Origin of the sequence: Pseudomonas sp. PS02303 (assembly GCF_029959925.1) — a bacterium.
Classification (GTDB): domain Bacteria; phylum Pseudomonadota; class Gammaproteobacteria; order Pseudomonadales; family Pseudomonadaceae; genus Aquipseudomonas; species Aquipseudomonas mandelii.
The window spans coordinates 15,503-37,339 of the sequence record NZ_JASCOM010000008.1 but is presented as its reverse complement, the minus strand read 5'-3'; the positions used below and the strand labels follow the sequence as shown (position 1 = coordinate 37,339).

Below are 21,837 nucleotides of genomic sequence, written 5' to 3'. Positions count from 1 at the left end.
CAGATGAATCGTAATGACCTGCGTCGTGTCGACCTGAACCTGTTGATCGTTTTTGAAACATTGATGCACGAACGCAGTGTGACCCGTGCTGCGGAGAAATTGTTCCTCGGCCAGCCGGCCATCAGTGCGGCGCTCTCACGCCTGCGCGGGCTGTTCGATGATCCGTTATTCGTGCGCACCGGGCGCAGCATGGAGCCTTCCGCTCGCGCGGTGGAAATCTTCGCCCTGCTCTCTCCTGCCCTGGATTCGATTTCCACGGCGGTCAGCCGTGCGGCAGAATTCGACCCGGCGACCAGTACGGCGGTGTTCCGCATTGGCCTGTCGGACGATGTCGAGTTCGCGCTGCTGCCGATGCTGCTCAAGCGTTTGCGGGCGGAATCGCCGGGGATCGTATTGGTGGTGCGTCGGGCCAACTACATCCTGATGCCGAGCCTGTTGGCCTCGGGGGAGATTTCCATCGGCGTCAGCTACACCGCCGACCTGCCGGCCAACGCCAAGCGCAAAGTGCTGCGCCGCAGCATGCCGAAGCTGTTGCGCGCCGATACGGTGCCGGGGCCATTGAGCCTCGATGACTTCTGCGCCCGCCCCCATGCGCTGGTGTCGTTTGCCGGTGACCTGAGCGGCTTTATAGATGAAGAACTGGAAAAGCTCGGGCGCAAACGTCATGTGGTGCTCGCGGTGCCGCAGTTCAACGGGCTCAGCACACTCATCAGCGGGACTGATATTGTCGCGACAGTGCCTGACTACACCGCTGAGGCGTTGACGGCGGCTGGCGGGGTGCGAGCTGAAGATCCGCCCTTGCCGGTGCGCAGCTTTGAATTGCACATGGCGTGGCGTGGGTCGCAGGATAATGACCCGGGTGAACGTTGGTTGCGCTCCAGGATCCAGATGTTCTTCGGGGATCCGGATAGCCTGGCGTGATCCTGATCTTTTGTTGGGGCTGATGGCCTCTTCGCGGGCAAGCCTCGCCCCTACAGGGATTTAATCAGCGCCACAATTCCCTGTGGGAGCGGGCCTGCCCGCGACTCGGTCTCAAGCCAATCCCTTGCATTCTGCGCAACATAGAATTGTCATCAATCCAATTGATCGCCGTCCAATGTAAGGCGCATGCTAGAGGGCTGGCTTCAGACTTATATCATTCCGAATGATAGTTACCTTTGCTTCATTCGATTCGTGCGATACCACCCCGCCGCTCATCATCCGCCCATCTCAATACATTGGCGGATGCATCCATGGAACAGTCACTCAAACATTTGCGCTTCCCATTGGCCATGTTGGCCGTACTGGTGATGAGCGCCTGCGGCAAGGCTCCGGAGTCTGCCGCTACCATGCCTGCGGCGAAAGTCAGCGTCGCCAAGGTCCTGGAACAACCGGTCAACGAGTGGGACGAATTCACCGGGCGCCTTGAAGCGCCAGAAACCGTAGAAATTCGTCCACGGGTCTCCGGCCAGATTGATGAAGTGGCCTTCACCGAAGGCGCACTGGTCAAGAAAGGTGACCTGCTGTTCCAGATTGACCCACGCCCCTTCCAGGCCGAGGTCCGCCGCCTCGATGCACTGGTTGCCCAAGGCCGCGCCAACGCCACCCGCAGCGAAAACGAAGCCCAGCGTGGCGAACGCTTGCGCACCAGCAACGCGATCTCCGCCGAACTGGCCGATTCGCGCACCAGTGCAGCCCAGGAAGCCCGCGCCGCCGTCGGCGCTCTCCAGGCTCAACTGGACCTGGCCAAACTGAACCTGAGCTTCACCCGCGTCACCGCGCCCATCAGCGGTCGCGTCAGCCGTGCGGAAATCACCGCCGGCAACCTGGTGACCGCCGACACCACCGCGCTGACCAGCGTTGTTTCCACCGATAAGGTCTACGCCTACTTCGACGCCGACGAACGTGTGTTCCTCAAATACACCCAGCTCGCTCGCCAGGGCAAACGCGGTGCAACCACTCCGGTTTACCTCGGCCTGTCCAACGAAGACGGCAACCCGCACCAGGGCGTGATGAACTTCGTCGACAACCAGGTCAACCCGAAAACAGGCACCATCCGCGGTCGCGCGGTCTTTGATAATGCTGACGGACAGTACACCCCAGGCTTATATGCCCGTTTGAAACTGGTCGGCAGCGGCACTTACTCCGCCGTGCTGATCAACGACGAAGCGGTCGGAACCGATCTGGGCAAGAAATTCGTGCTAGTGATGGATGCCGACAACAAGACGGCCTATCGCTCCGTCGAACTGGGGCCGAAGATCGAAGGCTTGCGCATCGTGCGCAGCGGCCTGAACAAGGATGACACCGTCATCGTCAAGGGTCTGCAACGGGTTCGCCCTGGCTCGCCGGTCACCCCTGAAGTGATCCCGATGGCCAGCGAACAAACCCTCGCGGCACTCGCACAACAACGACAAGCGCTGGAAGCCAGCAACCTGCCCCAAGTCGCACCTGCCAAGGTCGCGCCGGGTACGGTTGTGAAACTGGCTGCTGCGACTCCACGCGGTTAAGGGACGACAACTCCGATGAATTTTTCCCAATTCTTCATTTCACGGCCGATCTTCGCAGCGGTGCTTTCGCTGCTGATCCTGATCGCCGGTGCCATCTCGCTGTTCCAGTTGCCGATCAGCGAATACCCGGAAGTCGTGCCACCGACCGTTGTGGTCCGTGCGAACTTCCCCGGCGCCAACCCAAAAGTCATCGGTGAAACCGTGGCCGCTCCCTTGGAGCAAGCCATTACCGGCGTCGAGAACATGCTGTACATGTCCTCGCAGTCCACCGCTGACGGCAAGATCACCCTGACCATCACCTTCGCACTGGGCACTGACCTGGACAATGCACAGGTGCAGGTTCAAAACCGCGTGACCCGGACCGAGCCGAAACTTCCAGAAGAAGTGACGCGCATCGGTATCACCGTCGACAAGGCGTCGCCCGACCTGACCATGGTTGTGCACTTGACCTCGCCGGACAAACGCTACGACATGCTCTACCTGTCCAACTACGCCTTGCTCAACATCAAGGATGAGCTGGCGCGCCTGGGCGGTGTCGGTGACGTGCAACTGTTCGGTATGGGCGACTACTCGCTGCGGGTCTGGCTCGATCCGAACAAGACCGCTTCGCGCAACCTGACTGCCACCGATGTGGTAACCGCGATTCGTGAACAGAACCGTCAAGTCGCTGCCGGTGCACTGGGTGCGCCCCCTGCGCCGAATGCCACTGCGTTCCAGCTGTCGGTCAACACTCAGGGCCGTCTGGTTTCTGAAGAAGAGTTCGAGAACATCATCATTCGCTCCGGCGACAACGGTGAAATCACGCGCCTGAAAGACATCGCTCGCGTTGAGCTGGGCTCCAGCCAATACGCATTGCGCTCGCTGCTGAACAACCAGCCTGCGGTGGCGATCCCGATCTTCCAGCGCCCTGGCTCCAACGCGATCGAGATCTCCAACGAAGTTCGCGACAAGATGGCCGAACTGAAGAAAAACTTCCCGGAAGGCATGGACTTCAGCATCGTCTATGACCCGACGATCTTCGTGCGCGGCTCCATCGAGGCGGTGGTCCACACCCTCTTCGAAGCGCTGATCCTCGTGGTTCTGGTGGTTATCCTGTTCCTGCAAACCTGGCGTGCCTCGATCATTCCGTTGGTGGCGGTGCCGGTTTCGCTGATCGGTACGTTTGCGGTGATGCACCTGTTCGGCTTCTCGCTGAACGCCCTGTCACTGTTCGGCCTGGTATTGGCCATCGGTATCGTGGTGGACGACGCCATCGTGGTGGTGGAGAACGTGGAAAGGCACATCGAGCTGGGAGAAACGCCCGTAGAAGCCACCAAGAAAGCCATGCGAGAGGTGACCGGGCCGATCATCGCGACGGCGCTGGTGCTGTGTGCGGTATTTATCCCGGCGGCGTTCATTTCCGGACTCACCGGCCAGTTCTACAAACAGTTTGCCCTGACCATTGCCATCTCGACCGTGATCTCGGCGTTCAACTCGCTGACACTGTCCCCTGCCCTGGCCGCCGTGCTGCTCAAGAGCCACCATGCGCCGAAAGATGGCTTTACCAAAGTGCTTGATAAACTGTTGGGCGGCTGGCTTTTCCGTCCGTTCAACCGGTTCTTCGAACGCGCCAGCCATGGTTATGTCGGCACCGTAGCCCGGGTTATCCGCAGCAGCGGTATTGCCCTGCTGTTGTACGCAGGCCTGATGGTGCTGACCTTCTTCGGTTTCGCCCACACCCCGACCGGCTTCGTACCCGGCCAGGACAAGCAATACCTGGTGGCCTTCGCGCAACTGCCGGACGCTTCGAGCCTTGACCGCACCGAAGACGTGATCAAACGCATGTCCGACCTGGCCCTGAAACAGCCTGGCGTGGAAAGTGCGGTAGCGTTCCCGGGCCTGTCGATCAACGGTTTCACCAACAGCCCGAATGCCGGCATCGTGTTCGTGACCCTGAAACCGTTCGACGAGCGCAAAGACCCGAGCATGTCGGCCGGTGCGATTGCCGGTGCATTGAACGGCCAGTTCGCCGGGATCCAGGAAGCCTACATGGCGATCTTCCCGCCGCCGCCGGTACAAGGCCTGGGCACCATCGGCGGTTTCCGCCTGCAGATCGAAGACCGGGGCAACCTGGGCTACGACGAGCTGTACAAAGAAACCATGAACATCATCACCAAGAGCCACAACGTGCCGGAACTGGCGGCGCTATTCACCAGCTACACCGTGAACGTGCCGCAGGTCGATGCCGCCATCGACCGTGAAAAAGCCAAGACCCACGGCGTGGCCGTCAGCGACATCTTCGACACCCTGCAGATCTACCTGGGTTCGCTGTATGCCAACGACTTCAACCGCTTCGGTCGCACTTATCAGGTCAACGTCCAGGCTGAACAGCAGTTCCGTCTCGAACCGGACCAGATCGGTCAGCTGAAAGTGCGTAACAACAAAGGCGAGATGATCCCGCTGGCGACCTTCATCAAGGTCAGCGACACCTCGGGCCCGGACCGCGTGATGCACTACAACGGCTTCATCACCGCTGAAATCAACGGTGCGGCAGCCCCAGGCTACAGCTCCGGCCAGGCTCAGGCAGCGATCGAGAAACTGCTCAAGGAAGAACTTCCAAACGGCATGACCTACGAGTGGACCGACCTGACCTACCAGCAGATTCTGTCCGGCAACACCGCGCTGTTCGTGTTCCCGCTCTGCGTATTGCTGGCGTTCCTGGTGCTCGCGGCCCAATACGAAAGCTGGAGCCTGCCACTGGCGGTGATCCTGATCGTACCGATGACCCTGCTGTCGGCCATCATCGGTGTGATTGCTTCGGGAGGCGACAACAACATCTTCACCCAGATCGGCTTGATCGTACTGGTGGGACTTGCGTGTAAGAACGCGATTCTGATCGTCGAGTTTGCCAAGGATAAACAGCAGGACGAAGGTCTCAGCCCGCTGGCTGCGGTCCTGGAAGCATGCCGTCTGCGTCTGCGTCCGATCTTGATGACCTCCTTCGCGTTCATCATGGGTGTTGTGCCTCTGGTCTTCTCCAGCGGTGCCGGTGCCGAAATGCGTCACGCCATGGGTGTGGCGGTGTTCTCCGGGATGCTCGGGGTGACCTTCTTCGGACTGTTGCTGACACCGGTGTTCTACGTATTGATTCGTAACTTTGTGGAGCGCGGTGAAAAGCGCAAAGCGGCCAAGGTCCTGAAACTGGAGGCGCAACAATGAGCCTGAAAGCCTTCCTGCCGAGCCTTCTGGTACTGGCCTTGAGTGCCTGTGCCGTCGGCCCGGACTACAAGACACCCGCCACTGAGCCGGCCAACATCACCACTGCCACTGACGGCGCTGCCGGCCAGAAAAACTTCGACCGCTCGCGTTTCGAAGGCATCTGGTGGCAGCAGTTCGAAGACCCGACCCTCAACCAGTTGGTGACTCAATCGCTGCAAGGCAACCGTGATCTGCGCGTGGCCTTCGCCCGCTGGAAAGCGGCCCGGGCGATTCGCGATGACGTCAGCAATGACGCCATGCCCACCATCACCAGCCGCGCCAGCAGTGACTTGGGCAAGGGTCAGATCCCGGGCCAGACCACCAAACGGGTCAACAGCGAACGTTACGACCTCGGCCTGGACATGGCGTGGGAGATCGACCTGTTTGGGCGTATCCAGCGCAACCTCGAGTCCGCCGATGCCGAACAGCAGGCGCTCGAAGCCGATCTGTACCAACTGCAAGTCACCATGATTGCCGAACTGGTGGATTCTTATGGCCAATTGCGCGGCGCACAGTTGCGCGAAAAGATTGCCCTGGCCAACCTGAACAACCAGCAAGAGTCGCGCAAGATCACCGAAGCCCTGCGTGATGCCGGCGTCGGCGATCAACTGGACGTCGAGCGTGCCGATGCGCGCCTGGCCTCGGTCGAAGCCAGCGTGCCGCAGTTACAGGCCGAACAGGTTCGGCAGAAAAACCGTATCGCCACCCTGCTGGGCGAGCGTCCGGACAAGCTGACTGTCGACTTGAGTCCAAAAGACTTGCCGGCGATTGCCAAAGCATTGCCGATCGGTGACCCGGGGCAGTTGCTGCAACGTCGTCCGGACATCCTCAGCGCCGAGCGCAAACTGGCCTCCTCCACCGCCCGTATAGGCGTGGCCAAGGCTGATCTGTTCCCTCGGGTCAGCCTCAGCGGCTTCCTTGGTTTTACCGCCGGCCGTGGTTCGCAGATCGGTTCTGCGGCGGCCAATGCCTGGGCGCTCGGCCCGAGCATTACGTGGGCTGCGTTTGACCTGGGTAGCGTGCGAGCCCGTCTGCGCGGCGCCGATGCCGATGCCGAAGGCGCGCTGGCGACTTACGAACAGCAAGTGCTGCTGGCGCTGGAAGAATCGGAAAACGCATTCAGCGACTACGGTAAACGTCAGCAACGGCTGATCTCGCTGATCCGTCAAAGCGAAGCGAGCCGCGCCGCCGCAGACCTGGCGCAAATCCGCTACCGCGAAGGCACCGTGGACTTCCTCGTCCTGCTGGATGCCCAACGTGAGCGTCTGGCGGCTGAAGATACCCAGGCCTCGGCGGAAACCGACCTTTATCGCGGCATTGTCGCGATCTACAAAGCCCTTGGCGGTGGCTGGCAACCAGAGACGGTCGCCAGCAAGTAATTTTTAAAGAGCTCCTTTGGTTGGCCGCAACCAACCAACTTTTTAGCCCTGCGCCTCATTCGGTCGCGGGGCTTTTTTTTGTTCGTTCGAGAGGGCAACGGATATTACTGTGGGAGCGGACTTGCCCACTCCCACAGAAATTAGCGGTGATTTTCAGTCTTGAGCGTTTCCAGAATGGTTACGGTGGCTGTGGTCCCGGCACGCAAGCGGTTTTTGGCGGCATAGTCGGCGTCAATTTGAATCCGCACCGGCACCCGCTGCGCAAGTTTGACCCAGGTGTAACTGGGGTTGATATTGGCCAGCAGACGATTGCCGGGCAGGTTTTCCCTGTCGGCAATTGCAAATGCAATGCTTTGCACGGTGCCGCCGAACGATTCTCCGCTCATCAATTCAATCCTGACCCGATCGCCCTCCCCGATTCGCGGCAGCTTGGTTTCTTCGAAATAGCCGCTGACGTAAAAAGAATCGCTGTCGACCAGTGCCAGCAGTGCGCCCCCCGCTGTGGCGTAGTCACCCTGTCGGGTCAGCAGGTTGGTCACATAACCACTGACCGGGGCGATGACGCGGGTGCGTTGCAGGTCCAGTTCAGACTGAGTCAACGCCGCGACAGCCAATTGAACGTTAGCCCGCGCCAGCCCCAGATTGGCCTGGTTGCGCAGCAGTTCGGCCTGGGCCACCGCCACTTCGGTGCTGGATTTTTCCCATTCTTCCCCGGAAATCGCCAAACGCTGCTTGAGGGTGCGTCGTCGGCGTTCTTCGCTCTCACGCTGTTTGAGCTGCGCTTCGCTGGCGACGATGGTTGCTTCGGATTGACCAAGGGTGGCCTTGGAAACCTCAACGGAACGCTTGGCATGTTCTACCGCCAGTGTGTAGCGAGCCGGGTCGATCTCGAGCAGTAACTGGCCTTTTTCAACATGCTGGTTGTCCTGGACGCCAAGGCTGACGATGCGTCCCGATACATCCGCAGATAAAGTCACCACGTCGGCACGCACCCGTGCATCCCGGGTCCAGGGCGCGCGGGTGTAGTGTTCCCAGGCGAACCAGCCCAGCACAAAGGCGAGCAATACCACTGCAAGAGTTGCGAGTCGGGAAAGGATTTTTTTCAAGGCATCAGGCTCCCATCACCAGGATCAGCATTGCGCACACGCAGGCGTACAACGCGCCCTCGAACAAGGCTTCGTGCCAGACGAAACGCAGCACGCCCAAGCGTCTCAACAACCAGTCCAGCAGCAGAAAAATCGGCAAGGCCAGCAGCAGGGCCTGGGCGATCGGCGGCAGGTAGACGCCACCTATTTCCAGATCAATGGGCAAGGGCCGGCACTCCTTCCGGTTCTTTGGCATCAAAGTATTGGCGATTTCGCTCCAGAAACGACACCACGATCAGCAGCGCAACGCGCATCCGAAACACCGACCACAGGTGTTCATGAACGACCAACTGCAAGTCGTCCATTTCATCACCCAAGGCGTGCAAGCGTCCGAGCAGCCGGTCAACATCAATTCCCGGGCGCCCGGCGATAAACCTGCCGGTCTCTCTGACCGAATCCTGCAAACGGTTTTGCTGCTCGGTCGTCAGCAACGTATTGCCTGGCCCCTGTTGCCTGAGCTGGTTTAACGCGACGCCCACCGCCATGCAACCGAGGCTGACTTCGAACAGCTCGCTGGACTGCTTGTCCTGGGTGGCCGGCAACAGGCCCAACATCATCGTCAGGCGATCAACCATGCGGCTTTCAAACGCGAATTGCTGCTCATCGGTGGCCGGCGTCTTCAGCAAGGTGTAGACCTGCTCGCAGTTTTCGTTGAACAGTCGCCGAATCCGCAAGGCGGGCCTGAATGGAAAGATCAACGCATAGACACTCAGTGCCAGCGAGGCGGCGCAGATATACGCACCGGCAAACTCGAACCACTGGATGGCCGTGTTTTGGCCGACGCCCGCATTTTGCGGCCCCAGCAACAGCATGGTCGTCAGCCCAAGACCAATGCCTGTGCCGGTGGTTGGCGGACTGGACAGCCCCACCGCGACGGCGTACAGCAAGGGCGCTAACAACAAGGCGAGCAGCTCGAAGTCACTGATCATCGGAACCAGCAAGAACAGATAGAGCGCCGACACCACCAGTGCCAGCCCCAGTCCCCGGGCAAAACTCTGGGCGGCCAGCAACGGCCGGGGAAACGTCGCCATCAGCGAACAGAGAATCCCCACCACGATCATTCCTCCACGAGCCCCGTCCCAAGCGGTCTCGATCCAGATCAGACCGGCCACCATCAGCGCCGTAAAGGCGCGGATTGCGTTCATCGCCGCCAAGGTGAAGTCCAGATGCAGCGGGTTTTCCTGGCCGCGGAACACGCAACTGGCTTCACGTCCATCCTGGATCGCGTCGCTCAGCTCCAGGATCTGCCCCAGTTGCTCCAGCATCCGCGCCTGCTCCCAGCGCAGCGCCCAGGCCAGAGAACGCAACGTGGCAGGCATCGTCTCGGTGAGTTGCTCGGCCTTATAGGCCTGGTCATCGAAACGCTGTTGCAACGCCGTGAAATGATGTCGTGCCTCAGCCGACAACGTGCGCCCCTTCCCGGCCAACTCATCGAGAAAGGCCAATTCTTCGGCGCGCAAAAGCTGGATCTCTTCAGGCAAGTCGCCTTTCCAGCGCGCGGCCAGCAGTTCGCGCTGGTGTCGCAGCGCCGTCAGTCGTGAGGTCAGCAGCACCAATTGATTACCCAGCAATTGCACCAGGCCGTTGGCACTGCGTAAACGGGGAGCATCGAAGTACAAATGCCGCCGCAAACCCTCAAGGGCGCTTATTTCCCCCAGCAATTGCATCTGCCTGCGGTGAAAATCAGCCTCGCTTTCCTCGGTTCGGATGACTGCTGCAGCGTGCGTCGCGAGCAGCTTGATGACTTGATCGATCTTGGCGAAATAGCTCCGGGCTACGGCCTCCGGGCGTGCGGTCAGAAGGCTGACGACGCAGACGCACGCTACCGCCAACAGCGTCTCGGTGACACGGGTGACGGCCAGCAAGAACGTGCCGTCCTGATCCGGCACCGCCAGCAACGCAACCACAACCGCGGTGTAACCGCTCAGGACAAAAGCCTGGGAACTGGTGTAACGCAACAAGGTGCCACCCGCAGTACACAGTGCCAGCCACAAGCCCAGCGTAATAATGAAAGGAATCGGCGCCTGGGGAAAAATGGCCATGATCAACACCGCGACTGCCGCGCCCACAGTGGTGCCGATGACTTGGCCGAAACTGCGGGCCAGAGCCATGCCTCCCAATGGTTGGCTGACGATTACCACCGCCATGATTGACCACTTGGGCTGGTCGAGGTCGAACAGAAAGGCCAGGTACAGCGTCAGCAGCCCGGCCGCGATGGTTCTCAAGGCGAACAATAGCACCCCTTGCCCGGGGTTGATCATCGCCTTGAAGTACTGGAGCAGCGGTTGCATGGGAACACTCTTCGAGCCATCTCCAGCAAGCGTAGTCACTGCTTCAGGGCTTCGACGGGTTTCAATGTCGACGTGACTTGTAGGCAAAATCGCCGGCATCGGACTGAGTCAGGGTTTGACTCACACGCCCACCTGACCGAAGCTGACAGCTTTGCAAAAGCTGCCAGCCCCGGATTCCTGCATGCCCCAGTCCCGCCGCTACTTGCTCATCAGCCTCTGTGTCCTGTTCGCCATCGCTCTTGCCTGGTTTTTCCTGCGCAGCACGACGCCCGTGGTGCCGGAAGCCATCAAGCGCGGCTATAGCGAAGCGTTGACCCAGGCACGTGCCGGGCAACCGGGGGCCGCACGGGTGCTCTACCAGCAGCTGGGTCGCCCTGACCTGTCGCCCAAGCGCCGTGTCTGGCTGCATGCCGAACTGCCGAACTACCCGAGCCCGCAAGCCTTGAAACTGGCGGATGCAGACCTGCAAAACCCGTCGGCCGACGTGCGCATCGCAGCCATCAAAAGCATTGGCGGACTGGTGCCCAGTGGGCAGCGCAGTTTGCTGATCGGACCATTACTCGACGACAGCGAACAAAGCGTCCGGTCTGCCGCGATCAACGCGCTGCTGGGTTTATCGCCGGATGACCTGGGCTTGTATTTCGGGCCGTTGCAGCAAGCCATCGATGCCTGGGAACGGGACCTGAAAAGTCTCCCGGAAAGCGCCGAAACCCAATACCAACTGGCCCGTCTGCACTTGCACAATGCCGAACTGAAAGATGCGCAGCAGGCGCTGGAACGCACGCTGCAACTGGAGCCGGGCAATCTGCCGGCGTTGGTGATGCAGATTGAAGTGCTGGATAAACAAGGCCAAAGCGACGCAGCCCGGCAATTGCTGGCGAAACAGTTGAAGGCTCAACCCGACTCTGCCTACCTGCAACATGCCCTGGGGCTTTGGTTGCTGCATCACGGGCAAAGTGAATTTGCCCTGCTTGGGCTGTCCAAAGCGGTCGAGATAGAGCCGAACAACAAGGATTACCGCTACGACCTTGCGACTACGTTGCACGGTGAGCAAGAGCTGGAAGCGGCGCAGAAACAGTTGCAGGAAATCGTCCAGCGCCATCCGGCGGATCGCAAGGCGCGTGTGCTGCTCATCAACTACTGGAAAGAAAGCGGACAATTGCAGAACGTGCAGATCCTTCTGGCGCAGCTGGAACAACTCAATCCAGACGATCCGGCGTTGCAGCAGGGTTTATAACGCCACTGATATCACACCGGCAAAAAGGTTGAACCGTCGCCACGGCAAAAGGTCAAGTGATCAGGCAGTCCATTCAGGCACTTCAAGCCTGCTGCCTCGCTTCCCCTAGTCATGAGAGGGTTTTTTTTGTCTACATCTAACGAGTTGTTCAGTGCAAAAGCCGCCACCGGCATCGACGGTCTGGATGACATCCTGGCCGGTGGATTGTCCCGCGGCCATGTGTTCTTGCTGGAGGGTGAACCCGGAACCGGCAAAACCACCGTCGCTTTGCATTTTCTGTTGGCCGGCGCCCGTGCCGGCGAGCGCTCGTTGTACATCACGCTTTCAGAAACCGAGCGCGAACTGCGCCAAGGGGCGTTGTCCCACGGTTGGGAGCTGGATGAAAACATCCACATCTTCGAACTGACACCGCCAGAAAGCCTGCTCAATGCCGAGCATCAGCAGAGTCTGCTTTACTCCTCGGACCTTGAACTGGGCGAAGCAACCAAACAGATTTTCGAAGTGGTCGAACGGGTCAAGCCGACCCGTGTGGTCCTCGACAGCCTTTCCGAAATCCGTTTGCTCGCCCAGAGTTCCCTGCGATATCGCCGGCAGATTCTGGCGATCAAGCACTACTTCGTGCGCTACGACGCAACCGTGCTGCTGCTCGATGACCTGACCACCGAATCCCTCGATAAAACCGTGCACAGCGTGGCGCACGGCGTGGTTCGTCTGGAAGAACTGACGCCCAACTACGGCGCCGAACGCCGGCGCATTCGTGTCGTGAAGTACCGCGGTCAAAAGTACCGTGGCGGTTTCCATGACTTCACCATCATGGGCGACGGTGTGCACGTGTTCCCTCGTCTGGTCGCCGCTGAACACCGCGGCGGTTATATCCGCCAGCAGTTGACCAGCGGCATCAAGGAAATGGACGCCCTGCTCGGCGGGGGCATCGAGACCGGTTCGAGCACGCTGATTCTCGGCCCAGCCGGTACCGGCAAGTCGCTGATCTCGATGATCTTCGCCGCCGCGGCCGTCGCCCGGGGTGAGAAAGCCGCGCTGTTTATCTTCGATGAAGAGCTGGGACTGCTGTTCGAACGCATGAAAAACATGGGCATCGACCTGCAGGCGCTGCAAGACACCGGCAACCTGCTGATCGAGCAAGTCGACGCCGCCGAACTGTCCCCCGGCGAGTTCTCGCACCGGGTTCGTCGTTGCGTCGATGAGCGCAACATCAAAACGGTGGTGATCGACAGCATCAACGGCTATCAGGCCGCAATGCCCGAGGAAAACGCGCTGGTGCTGCACATGCACGAGTTGCTGCTGTACCTCAATCGCCGAGGCGCCGCGACGTTCATGACCGTGGCCCAACATGGGCTGGTCGGGGACATGCAGGCCCCGGTCGACATTACTTATCTGGCTGACACGGTGATTCTGTTGCGCTACTTCGAAGCGGTAGGCAAGGTTCGCCGGGCCATTTCAATTATCAAGAAACGCACCGGCAGCCACGAATCGACCATTCGCGAATACCGCATCGGCAGCGCAGGCATGACCATCGGCGAGCCTTTGGATGCATTCCAGGGTGTATTGCGCGGCGTTCCAACCTATCTGGGTGCCAGCCAGCCACTGCTCAAGGATGATGAACGGTGAGCGTTGTCGAGGCGATGTCCGAGCGCGCGCTTATTCTCGCGCCGCTGGGACGTGACAGCCAGATTGCACTGATGATGCTTAACGAGGCGGGATTCGAAGGTCTTGTGACACGGGATCTGGTCACGCTGTGCAGCGAGCTGGCACAAGGTGCCGGCCTGTTGTTGATTTCTTCGGAAGCCTTGCTGGGTTGCGACCTCGAACCGCTGCTGGGCTTGATCGAGGAACAACCGGCCTGGTCAGACCTGCCGATCGTACTGTTGACCCACCACGGCGGGCCGGAACAAAACCCCGCGTCACGTCTCGGACCGCAATTGGGCAACGTGACCTTCCTCGAGCGCCCGTTTCATCCGGTCACATTGATCAGCCTGGTCACTACCGCATTGCGTGGGCGACGACGGCAGTATGAAGCCAGGGACCGGTTGATTGACCTGAGCCAAAGCGAACTGCGTCTGCAAAATACGCTGGAAACCCTCGAACAACAGGTCGAGGAACGTACCGCCCAACTGCGTCATAACGAAGAAGCCCTCAGACAGTCGCAGAAAATGGAGGCTGTCGGCCAACTCACCGGTGGTATCGCCCACGACTTCAACAACATGTTGACCGGCATCATCGGCAGCCTCGAGTTGCTACGTCGACGCCTGGCCCGAGGTCGCACCGATGACCTGGACGGCCTGATCGATCTGGGGGTGACCTCGGCCAATCGCGCGGCCGGTCTGACCCATCGTCTGCTGGCGTTTTCCCGACGCCAGTCGCTGGATTCAAAACCCGTGAATATGAATACCCTGGTGGTGTCCATGGGCGAACTCCTGCAGCGCAGCATCAACGAAAGCATTCAGCTGGACATGCAGTTGAGCGAGGACTTGTGGGTGGCCGAGGCCGATCCCAACCAGCTCGAAAGCGCCCTCCTCAACCTGGTGCTGAACGCCCGCGACGCCATGCCCGAAGGCGGGAAACTGGTGGTCAACACCTCGAATCAGCATCTGGACAAAGGTTTCACGCAGGTTCACAGCAACCTGCAACCGGGTGATTACGTCGTGCTGCGCGTGACCGACACTGGCTGCGGCATGCCGGAAGGCACCATCACCAGAGCCTTTGATCCGTTCTTCACGACCAAACCGATCGGCCAGGGCACCGGTTTGGGCTTGTCGATGATTTACGGTTTCAGCAAGCAATCCCACGGCCACGTCACCATCGAGAGTGAAGTGGGCAACGGTACGACGGTGAGCCTGTATCTTCCGCGCTACAACGGTGCGCTAGTCGAGGACACGCTGATCGACATCGCACACGCGCCTCATGCTCAGGACGGAGAAACCGTGCTGATCGTTGAGGATGATCCGGCGGTACGGGTGTTGGTCAGCGCGGTACTGAGTGAGTTGGGCTACGCCTTCGTCGAAGCAGGCGATGCCGACAGCGCGGTGCCGATTCTCGATTCCGGCCAGCGTATCGATTTGTTGATCAGCGATGTGGGATTGCCAGGGATGAATGGCCGGCAACTGGCGGAAATCGGTCGGCAGTACCGGCCTGATCTGAAAGTATTGTTCATTACCGGTTATGCCGAACACGCGGCAGTGCGCGGTGGATTCCTTGACCCGGGCATGCAGATGATCACTAAGCCGTTCACCTTCGACCTGTTGACGGTCAAGGTGCGGGAGATGATCCGAATCTGAAAGCCCCCATGACGGGGGCTTCGGGGCTATTTACGACAGCATTTCCTGCATCAGCTCTTGCAACACATCCAGATCGAACGGCTTGCCGAGGATCGGCGCCTTGCGCGTGATCGGGCTGTCGGTCTCGCGGATCTCCTGCGGATAACCGCTGATAAATATCACTTTGAGCTCTGGTCGCAGCTTTACGGCAGGCTCGGCGATCTGCACGCCGGAAATGCCGCCAGGCAGGCGAAAATCAGTGATCATCATGTCCAGGTGCGGCTTGCTCGCCAATATTTCGAAGGCCTGCTCGCCGTTTTCGGCCTGCAGCACCCGGTAACCCTCACCCGACAAGTAAGCGGACAATACCATCAGAATCGAGGGGTCATCCTCGACAATGAGTACTACATCTTGTGCATCTTCACTCATGGGAAGCCTTTGTTCGGTCAATAGCTGCTGATACGACCATGGGGTCGATCAGAGGTTGCGTTTATCCGGCTGTTTTCCTACAACGGCAGACAAACGCGAAATAAGGCGCCCTCGTTGATCTTGCTCTCGACGGCGATGGAGCCGCCATGGGCGGCGACGATCTGCTCGGAAATAAACAGCCCCAGTCCCAGCCCCGCGACCACGGTTTTGGCTGACACCCGTTCGAACTGTTGAAAAATGCGCTTCTGGTTTTCTTCACTGATACCGATCCCGCGGTCCTGCACTTCGACCCGTGCCTGACCCTCGTGACTGTAGACCCTGACATCAATCAGGCTCTTGCCACCATAACGCAAGGCGTTGGTCAGCAGATTTGAAATCACTTGTTCGATACGAAATTCGTCCCAATTGCCGACCACTGGCTGCTCGGCGGTAAACGCAACGGAACACTCGGCGGCGTCAACTTGCGGCGCGAAGTTTTGCAGCAGGTTGCTGACCAACTGCACGAGGTCAAATCTGGTCGAGCGGATCGACAACTTGCCGGTGCGGATGCGTGACACATCCAACATGTCTTCAATGAGACGGATCAGGCTTTTGATCTGGCGCTCGTCACGGTCGACCATGGCGTGCATCTTGTCGAGGGTGAACGCCGACGCGTTGTCCCGGGCCAGATGCATCTTGCGCAGCTGGGTTTCGAGGATCAGGCCATTGAGTGGCGTGCGGACTTCGTGGGCGACGATCGACATGAAGTCATCGCGCATGCGCACCGCTTGCTCCAGTTCATTCTGGGTGGTCTGCAACTGCTTGAGCAGCGCTTCCTGCTCGCGGCGAGCCTGCTCCAGCTCTTCAACCTGTTGCTTCATCGCCTTGCTTTGGCGGTAGAGGTCGACGAAGACGTTGACCTTGCTTTTGACGGCGTGAATATCCAGTGGCTTGTGCAGGAAGTCCACGGCCCCGCTTTCGTAACCCTTGAACGCGTAGTTCAGCTCGCGGCCTGCGGCACTGACAAACACGATCGGGATGTTCTTGGTCTTCTCTGTACCGCGCATCAGCTCGGCCAGTTCAAAGCCGTTCATGCCCGGCATCTGTACGTCGAGAATGGCCATGGCGAATTCGTGTTGCAGCAGCAACGACAAGGCTTCGTCGGCGGACAAGGCTTTGTAGACCATGCGGTCTTCACGCTTGATCAGCGCCTCAAGTGCCAGCAGGTTCTCCGGCAGATCGTCGACAATCAGCAATTTGGCTTGGATGTTACTTAGCATGCTATTCGTTCCAGCTCGACAAGCAGACGGCCGATGCCGCGTATTGGGAGAATGTGGTCAGGGCAGTGCAAATCCAGCGCCGCCCGAGGCATGGTCGCGACCTGGGCTTCGTCCGGGTCCTGCACGATGGTCAGGCCGCCGCAACGTTTGACCCGCGCCAATCCGTGTGCGCCATCACGGTTCGCGCCAGTCAGCAGCACGGCCGCCAGGCCTGGGCCATAGACATCGGCCGCCGACTCGAACAGAAAATCAATGGAAGGCCGCGAGTAATGCACGCGATCCTCAAGGCTCAGGGAAAAACTGCGGTCCTGCTCCACTGACAAGTGATAGCCCGGAGTGGCGAAATACAACGTTCCGGCTGCCACATCAATTTTGTCGCCCGCTTCCTCGACAGGCATGGAGACCCGGCGGGCAAAGACTTCGGCCAGTTGGCTGCGGCGCTCGTCGGGCAGGTGCAGGACTACGATGATCGGCAGCATGAAACCTTTACGCAACGGACTGAGAATGTTGAGCAATGCCTCCACCCCACCGGCCGAAGCGCCGATCACGATAGCGTCTATCGAAGGCAAATCCGCTGCATTGTTCATGATTTACGGTAAATCCGTTCTTGTTTGACCAAGGGCGAAAACTGGTTGCCGAAGGCGGAAAAATCCGGGGTTTCCTTACTGCCCAGGACCAGGAATCCTCGATGACAAAGGGATTCATGGAACAAACCGAACGCGCGATCCTGAAGCTTTTTATTGAAATAAATCAAAACATTACGGCACGAAATCAATTGGGTTTCTGAAAAGACGCTGTCCGTCGCCAGGCTGTGATCGGCGAACGTCACGTTCTCACACAACGTCTTGTCGAAAATCGCGTAGCCATACGCCGCCGTGTAGTAGTCGGCGAACGAACGCTGGCCACCGGCCTGCTGGTAGTTGTGAGTGTAGGCGCGGACATTCTCCATGGAGAAAATCCCCTGTTTGGCCTTCTCCAGCGAGCGCGGATTGATATCGGTGGCGTAGATGATCGTGCGATCGAGCAAGCCTTCTTCGCGCAGCAGAATCGCCATCGAATAGACTTCTTCACCCGTGCTGCAACCGGCGATCCAGATCTTGATCGACGGATAGGTCTTGAGCAGTGGCACGACTTCCTTGCGGATCGCGAGGAAATGCGAAGGATCGCGAAACATTTCGCTGACCGGGATCGTCAGCAATTGCAACAACTGCATGAACGCGGTTGGATCGTGCAGCACCTTTTCTTGCAGGGCCGAAATGGTATTGCACTCGAATTGCGCCAACGCATGATTGACCCGTCGCTTGATCGAAGCGCCGGAATAATCGCGAAAGTCGTAGCTGTACTTGAGGTAGATCGCCTCGATCAACAACCGCAATTCGATCTCGCTGTTTCGCGCCACTGTTTCAATGCGTTCCACTAAATGCGTTCCATCTTCGGTAACCACACGCGAATCAGCGAAAACAGGCGATCCAGGTCAATGGGCTTGGCCAGGTAATCGTTGGAGCCGGCTTGCAGGCAGCGCTCCTGATCGTCCTTCATGGCCTTGGCCGTCACCGCAATGATGGGCAGCTTGCGCCAGCGCGGGTCCTTGCGGATCTCGATGGTGGCTTCGAAACCGTCCATCTCCGGCATCATCACGTCCATCAACACCAGATCGATGTCCTCGACTTCATTCAGTTTTTCAATCGCCTCACGACCGTTCCGGCCGATGACCACGACTGCACCCTTTTGCTCCAAAGCGCTGGTCAGGGCGAAGATGTTGCGTACATCGTCGTCCACCAGCAGCACTTTGCGGCCTTCGAAGACCTTGTCGCGGCTGCGCGCGGTCTTGAGCATCCGTTGGCGTTCATGGGACAACCTGGATTCGACTTTGTGCAAAAAGAGTGTGACCTCATCCAGCAAACGCTCGGGTGAGCGAGCGCCTTTGATGATGATCGAGCGCGAGTACTTGCGCAGCTCAGCCTCTTCGTCCCGGGTCAGGTTGCGTCCGGTGTAAACGATGACCGGCGGGAACGAGCAGATATCTTCGGTGGACATGCGCTTGAGCAGGTCGTTGCCAAGCATGTCCGGCAGCTTCAGGTCGATGATCATGCAATCGAAAATGGTCGTGCGCAGCAGGTCGAGCGCTTCCTGGGCGAAGCCGACGGCGGTGATTTCAATGTCCTCGTCGCCGATCAGGCGAGCAATGCTGTCGCGTTGCAAATCATCGTCTTCGACCAGCAGCACCCGTTTGACCTTCTGGGTCAGCTTGGCCTCGAGGCGGGCAAACACGTCCTTGAGTTCTTCGCGAGTGGTCGGCTTGACCGCATAACCGATCGCGCCCATGTGCATGGCCGCCTCGACCCGATCTTCCACCGAAATCACATGCACCGGAATGTGGCGGGTTTCGGCATGTTCTTTCAGACGCTGCAATACGGTCAGCCCGGAATGGTCCGGCAGGCGCATGTCCAGCAAAATGGCGTCGGGAATGAACTCCTTGGCCAGGTCGTAGCCTTCATCGGCCCCGTGAGCGACCAGGCACTGGTAACCCAGTTCGTGGGCCAGATCGTAGAGAATGTTTGCAAAATTCGGCTCATCTTCCACCACCAGGATGCAACGGGTGGTGAATGGCGCCTTGCTGCGGTCATCATCGAAACGTGGAATGTCGACTTCGGCAATCAGCGGCACCAGCGCGGGCGTTGTCACCCTAGGTTTTGCGGCGACCGGGGTAGCCTGCATCGGCGCGAGGGGCGCATCACCCGGTTCTACGTATTGCTGCGGCAGCACGAGGGTGAACACACTGCCCTGCCCCGGCTCGCTGGTGACGCTGATCGAACCGCCCAGCAACGCCGCCAGATCGCGGGAAATCGACAGGCCTAGCCCCGTGCCGCCATAACGGCGATTGGTGGTGCCGTCGGCCTGGCGGAAGGCTTCGAAAATGCTGTCCTGCTGGTCGGCGGCGATGCCGATCCCGGAATCGCGGACGATAAAGGCGATGCCGTCGTTCGGCTGGGACGCCACCGTGAGGCTGACGATGCCTTTTTCGGTAAATTTCACCGCGTTCGACAGCAGATTCTTAACGACTTGCTCCAGACGCTGGCGGTCGGTGAACAGCATCATCGGCGAACCGGGCTGCACGTCGACCTCGAACTCCAGCTTCTTGTCAGCGGCCATCGGCTCGAACATTCCGCGCAGTCCGTCCACCAGACGCGCAACGCTGGTGTTCTCGGGGCGCATTTCCAGCTTGCCGGCCTCGACCTTGGAAATATCGAGAATGTCATTGATCAGATTGAGCAAGTCATTGCCGGCGGAGTAGATCGACTCGGCGAACTTCACCTGCTCGGCGCTGAGATTTTCCTGAGGGTTTTCCGCCAGCAACTTGGCCAGGATCAGCGAACTGTTCAACGGCGTGCGCAGTTCGTGGGACATGTTGGCGAGGAACTCGGACTTGTACTTGCTCGATCGCTGCAATTCTTCGGCGCGCTCTTCAAGCTGGGCCTGGGCCTGGTTGAGCTCGGTGTTCTTCAAGTCCATCGCATCACGCTGATCGGCCAGGATCTGTGCCTGATCGGCGAGTTGTTCGTTGGTCTGCTCCAACTCGACTTGCTGGGTTTCCAGGTGAGCCTGGGACTCCTTGAGAATCCGCGATTGCTCTTCGAGCTCTTCGTTGGCGGTCTTGAGTTCTTCTTGCTGAACTTGCAGCTCTTCGTTGAGCTGCTGGGTTTCTGCCAGCACTTCCTGCAAACGCTGACGGTAGCGAGCGGCCTCGATTGACGTGCCGATGTTGCCGGCGATCAGCTCGAGCAATTCGACGTCGCGGTCGTCCAAGGGGCGCAGGAAACCCAACTCGATCACGCCATTGACCCGATCATCGTCGCTGGTGGGCACCACGAGCACGCTACGCGGCAGGCCTTCGCCCAGACCGGAGCTGACTTTGAAATAGTCGCTTGGCACGTCATCGAGACGGATCAGGCGAGCCTGTTGCGCCACCTGGCCGACAATCCCTTCATCGCTGTAAATCTGCTGGTCGCGCTCTTCCTGCTCGCGAGAAAAACCGTAGGACGCTATTCGTCTGAGGCCGCCATGTTCTTCGCGCACATAAATAGCAGCGACCGCAGTGCCCAGATATTGCGCGCAGAACTGCAGGATGTTGCGCCCCAACAGATTCAGGGACAGTTGCCCCAGCACCTGCTCGGCCAGTTCGGTCTGGCCGTTGCGCAGCCACGCTTGCTGTTCCAGGCGCCGGGCGCTGGCCTGTTGTGCGGCGAGGTTGGCGCTATAGCTTTGGGACAGGTTGAGCAAATCGCGACGACCGATATAGGCCAGCAAACCGCTGATGCCGAGGATGAACAGCAGGTAAAGGGAGATGCTCCAGATCGTGGTGCGGCGCACTTCCTCGTTGCGCGTGGTGCGCAACTGCTGCTCCATGTCGATCACGCCTTCGAATTGCTTGCGGATTTCGTCGGTCAGCCGTTTGCCCTGCCCAGCTTTGACAGCACCGCGATAATCACCGTTGGTGCGCTGCAACTCGATCATGGATTGCGCATAGTTGGCCCACTCAACCTGCAAGGCCTGGAGTCGGCGCAGACGATCGGTCTGAACCGGATTGTCGGCCGTGAGTTCGAGCAAAGTATTGAGCGCGACCGCGATTCTCGGCTTGGCCGTTTCGTAAGGGTCGAGAAAATGCTCATCGCCGCTGAGCAGAAAGCCGCGCATCCCCGTTTCCAGATCAACGGTCAGTTTCACCGCCTCATTGGCGTTATTGATCACCCGGTCGGTGTGCTCGACCCACTGGATTACCGACAGCAGGTAAGTGATCAGTGAGACAAAGAACACCGCGCTGAGCACACCAACGCCCAACGGCAGACTGATGTTGCGGCTCAGGAGTTTACGGAATCGTTGCTCATCAACCGAAGACGCAGGGGTCATGGGGAGGCCTTGTCGAACTGTTCAAAACCAGGGAGTTTGCCCCAAAACGGGCACATTGATCCAACTTTCTGCGGCCTGTCCGGGCAAATCCCCGCATTTAGCTGCGATCGATCAAAGGAGCGGTTATCCTGCCGTCTCTTGTACAGCTATTCTTTTTTGCACAACGCCGGGAACTTGTCGGGATCTGCCAC

At 59.3% G+C, this 21,837-nt stretch carries 15 protein-coding genes; 7 read left to right on the top strand and 8 right to left on the bottom strand.

Going from position 1 to position 21,837, the window contains the following annotated elements:
- Positions 1-3: 3 nt before the first annotated feature.
- From QMX98_RS03940 to QMX98_RS03925, 4 genes are all read left to right on the top strand, one after another.
- A complete protein-coding gene (locus QMX98_RS03940) occupies positions 4-921 on the top strand; it encodes a LysR family transcriptional regulator (protein ID WP_008156370.1) in 918 nt (305 codons plus the stop codon).
- A gap of 311 nt (positions 922-1,232) precedes the next feature.
- Positions 1,233-2,486, top strand: a complete 1,254-nt coding sequence (gene mexE, locus QMX98_RS03935; protein ID WP_282410272.1) for a multidrug efflux RND transporter periplasmic adaptor subunit MexE — start codon at positions 1,233-1,235, stop codon at positions 2,484-2,486.
- A gap of 15 nt (positions 2,487-2,501) precedes the next feature.
- Positions 2,502-5,684, top strand: coding sequence for an efflux RND transporter permease subunit (locus tag QMX98_RS03930; protein WP_169857729.1), 3,183 nt, complete (start codon positions 2,502-2,504; stop codon positions 5,682-5,684).
- Positions 5,681-7,102: a TolC family protein gene (locus QMX98_RS03925; protein ID WP_282410271.1), complete on the top strand. Its 1,422-nt coding sequence runs from the start codon at positions 5,681-5,683 to the stop codon at positions 7,100-7,102. The genes QMX98_RS03930 and QMX98_RS03925 overlap by 4 nt, the downstream gene beginning before the upstream one ends.
- A 140-nt stretch (positions 7,103-7,242) precedes the next feature.
- On the opposite strand, the gene QMX98_RS03920 is transcribed toward QMX98_RS03925, so the two are convergent.
- Genes QMX98_RS03920 through QMX98_RS03910 form a run of 3 tightly spaced genes read right to left on the bottom strand, consistent with a single transcriptional unit; the run spans position 7,243 to position 10,538 of the window.
- Positions 7,243-8,208, bottom strand: coding sequence for an HlyD family secretion protein (locus QMX98_RS03920; protein WP_282410270.1), 966 nt, complete (start codon positions 8,206-8,208; stop codon positions 7,243-7,245).
- A 4-nt stretch (positions 8,209-8,212) separates the two neighbouring features.
- Positions 8,213-8,413 carry a DUF1656 domain-containing protein gene (locus QMX98_RS03915; RefSeq protein ID WP_083376715.1) on the bottom strand — a complete coding sequence of 67 codons (201 nt, stop codon included), beginning with the start codon at positions 8,411-8,413 and terminating at the stop codon, positions 8,213-8,215.
- Positions 8,403-10,538, bottom strand: coding sequence for an FUSC family protein (locus QMX98_RS03910; RefSeq protein WP_282410269.1), 2,136 nt, complete (start codon positions 10,536-10,538; stop codon positions 8,403-8,405). Before QMX98_RS03910 ends, QMX98_RS03915 begins: the two co-directional genes overlap by 11 nt.
- Positions 10,539-10,719: 181 nt before the next feature.
- Here QMX98_RS03910 and QMX98_RS03905 point away from each other — a divergent pair, with 181 nt between their 5' ends.
- From QMX98_RS03905 to QMX98_RS03895, 3 genes are all read left to right on the top strand, one after another.
- Positions 10,720-11,775, top strand: coding sequence for a tetratricopeptide repeat protein (locus tag QMX98_RS03905; protein ID WP_010460438.1), 1,056 nt, complete (start codon positions 10,720-10,722; stop codon positions 11,773-11,775).
- A gap of 126 nt (positions 11,776-11,901) precedes the next feature.
- Complete coding sequence (locus QMX98_RS03900) at positions 11,902-13,404, top strand: ATPase domain-containing protein (RefSeq protein WP_010460440.1); 1,503 nt, start codon at positions 11,902-11,904, stop codon at positions 13,402-13,404.
- The gene (locus tag QMX98_RS03895; RefSeq protein WP_282410268.1) at positions 13,401-15,071 is read left to right on the top strand and encodes an ATP-binding protein; all 1,671 of its coding nucleotides are present in this window, start codon (positions 13,401-13,403) and stop codon (positions 15,069-15,071) included. The genes QMX98_RS03900 and QMX98_RS03895 overlap by 4 nt, the downstream gene beginning before the upstream one ends.
- Positions 15,072-15,101: 30 nt before the next feature.
- Here the strand turns inward: QMX98_RS03895 and QMX98_RS03890 are convergent, their stop codons facing one another.
- The 5 genes from QMX98_RS03890 to QMX98_RS03870 form a co-directional block, all read right to left on the bottom strand.
- Entirely contained in the window at positions 15,102-15,479 is a 378-nt protein-coding gene (locus tag QMX98_RS03890; protein WP_059405185.1) for a response regulator, read from the bottom strand.
- Between the two features lie 77 nt (positions 15,480-15,556).
- On the bottom strand, positions 15,557-16,738 hold the full coding sequence (locus QMX98_RS03885) for a hybrid sensor histidine kinase/response regulator (RefSeq protein WP_010460446.1): 1,182 nt from the start codon (positions 16,736-16,738) through the stop codon (positions 15,557-15,559).
- Complete coding sequence (locus QMX98_RS03880) at positions 16,732-17,325, bottom strand: chemotaxis protein CheB (protein WP_169857728.1); 594 nt, start codon at positions 17,323-17,325, stop codon at positions 16,732-16,734. The genes QMX98_RS03885 and QMX98_RS03880 overlap by 7 nt, the downstream gene beginning before the upstream one ends.
- Complete coding sequence (locus QMX98_RS03875; RefSeq protein WP_010460449.1) at positions 17,322-18,155, bottom strand: protein-glutamate O-methyltransferase CheR; 834 nt, start codon at positions 18,153-18,155, stop codon at positions 17,322-17,324. The genes QMX98_RS03880 and QMX98_RS03875 overlap by 4 nt, the downstream gene beginning before the upstream one ends.
- A complete protein-coding gene (locus QMX98_RS03870) occupies positions 18,155-21,646 on the bottom strand; it encodes a response regulator (protein WP_282410267.1) in 3,492 nt (1,163 codons plus the stop codon). Before QMX98_RS03870 ends, QMX98_RS03875 begins: the two co-directional genes overlap by 1 nt.
- Between the last annotated feature and the right edge of the window lie 191 nt (positions 21,647-21,837).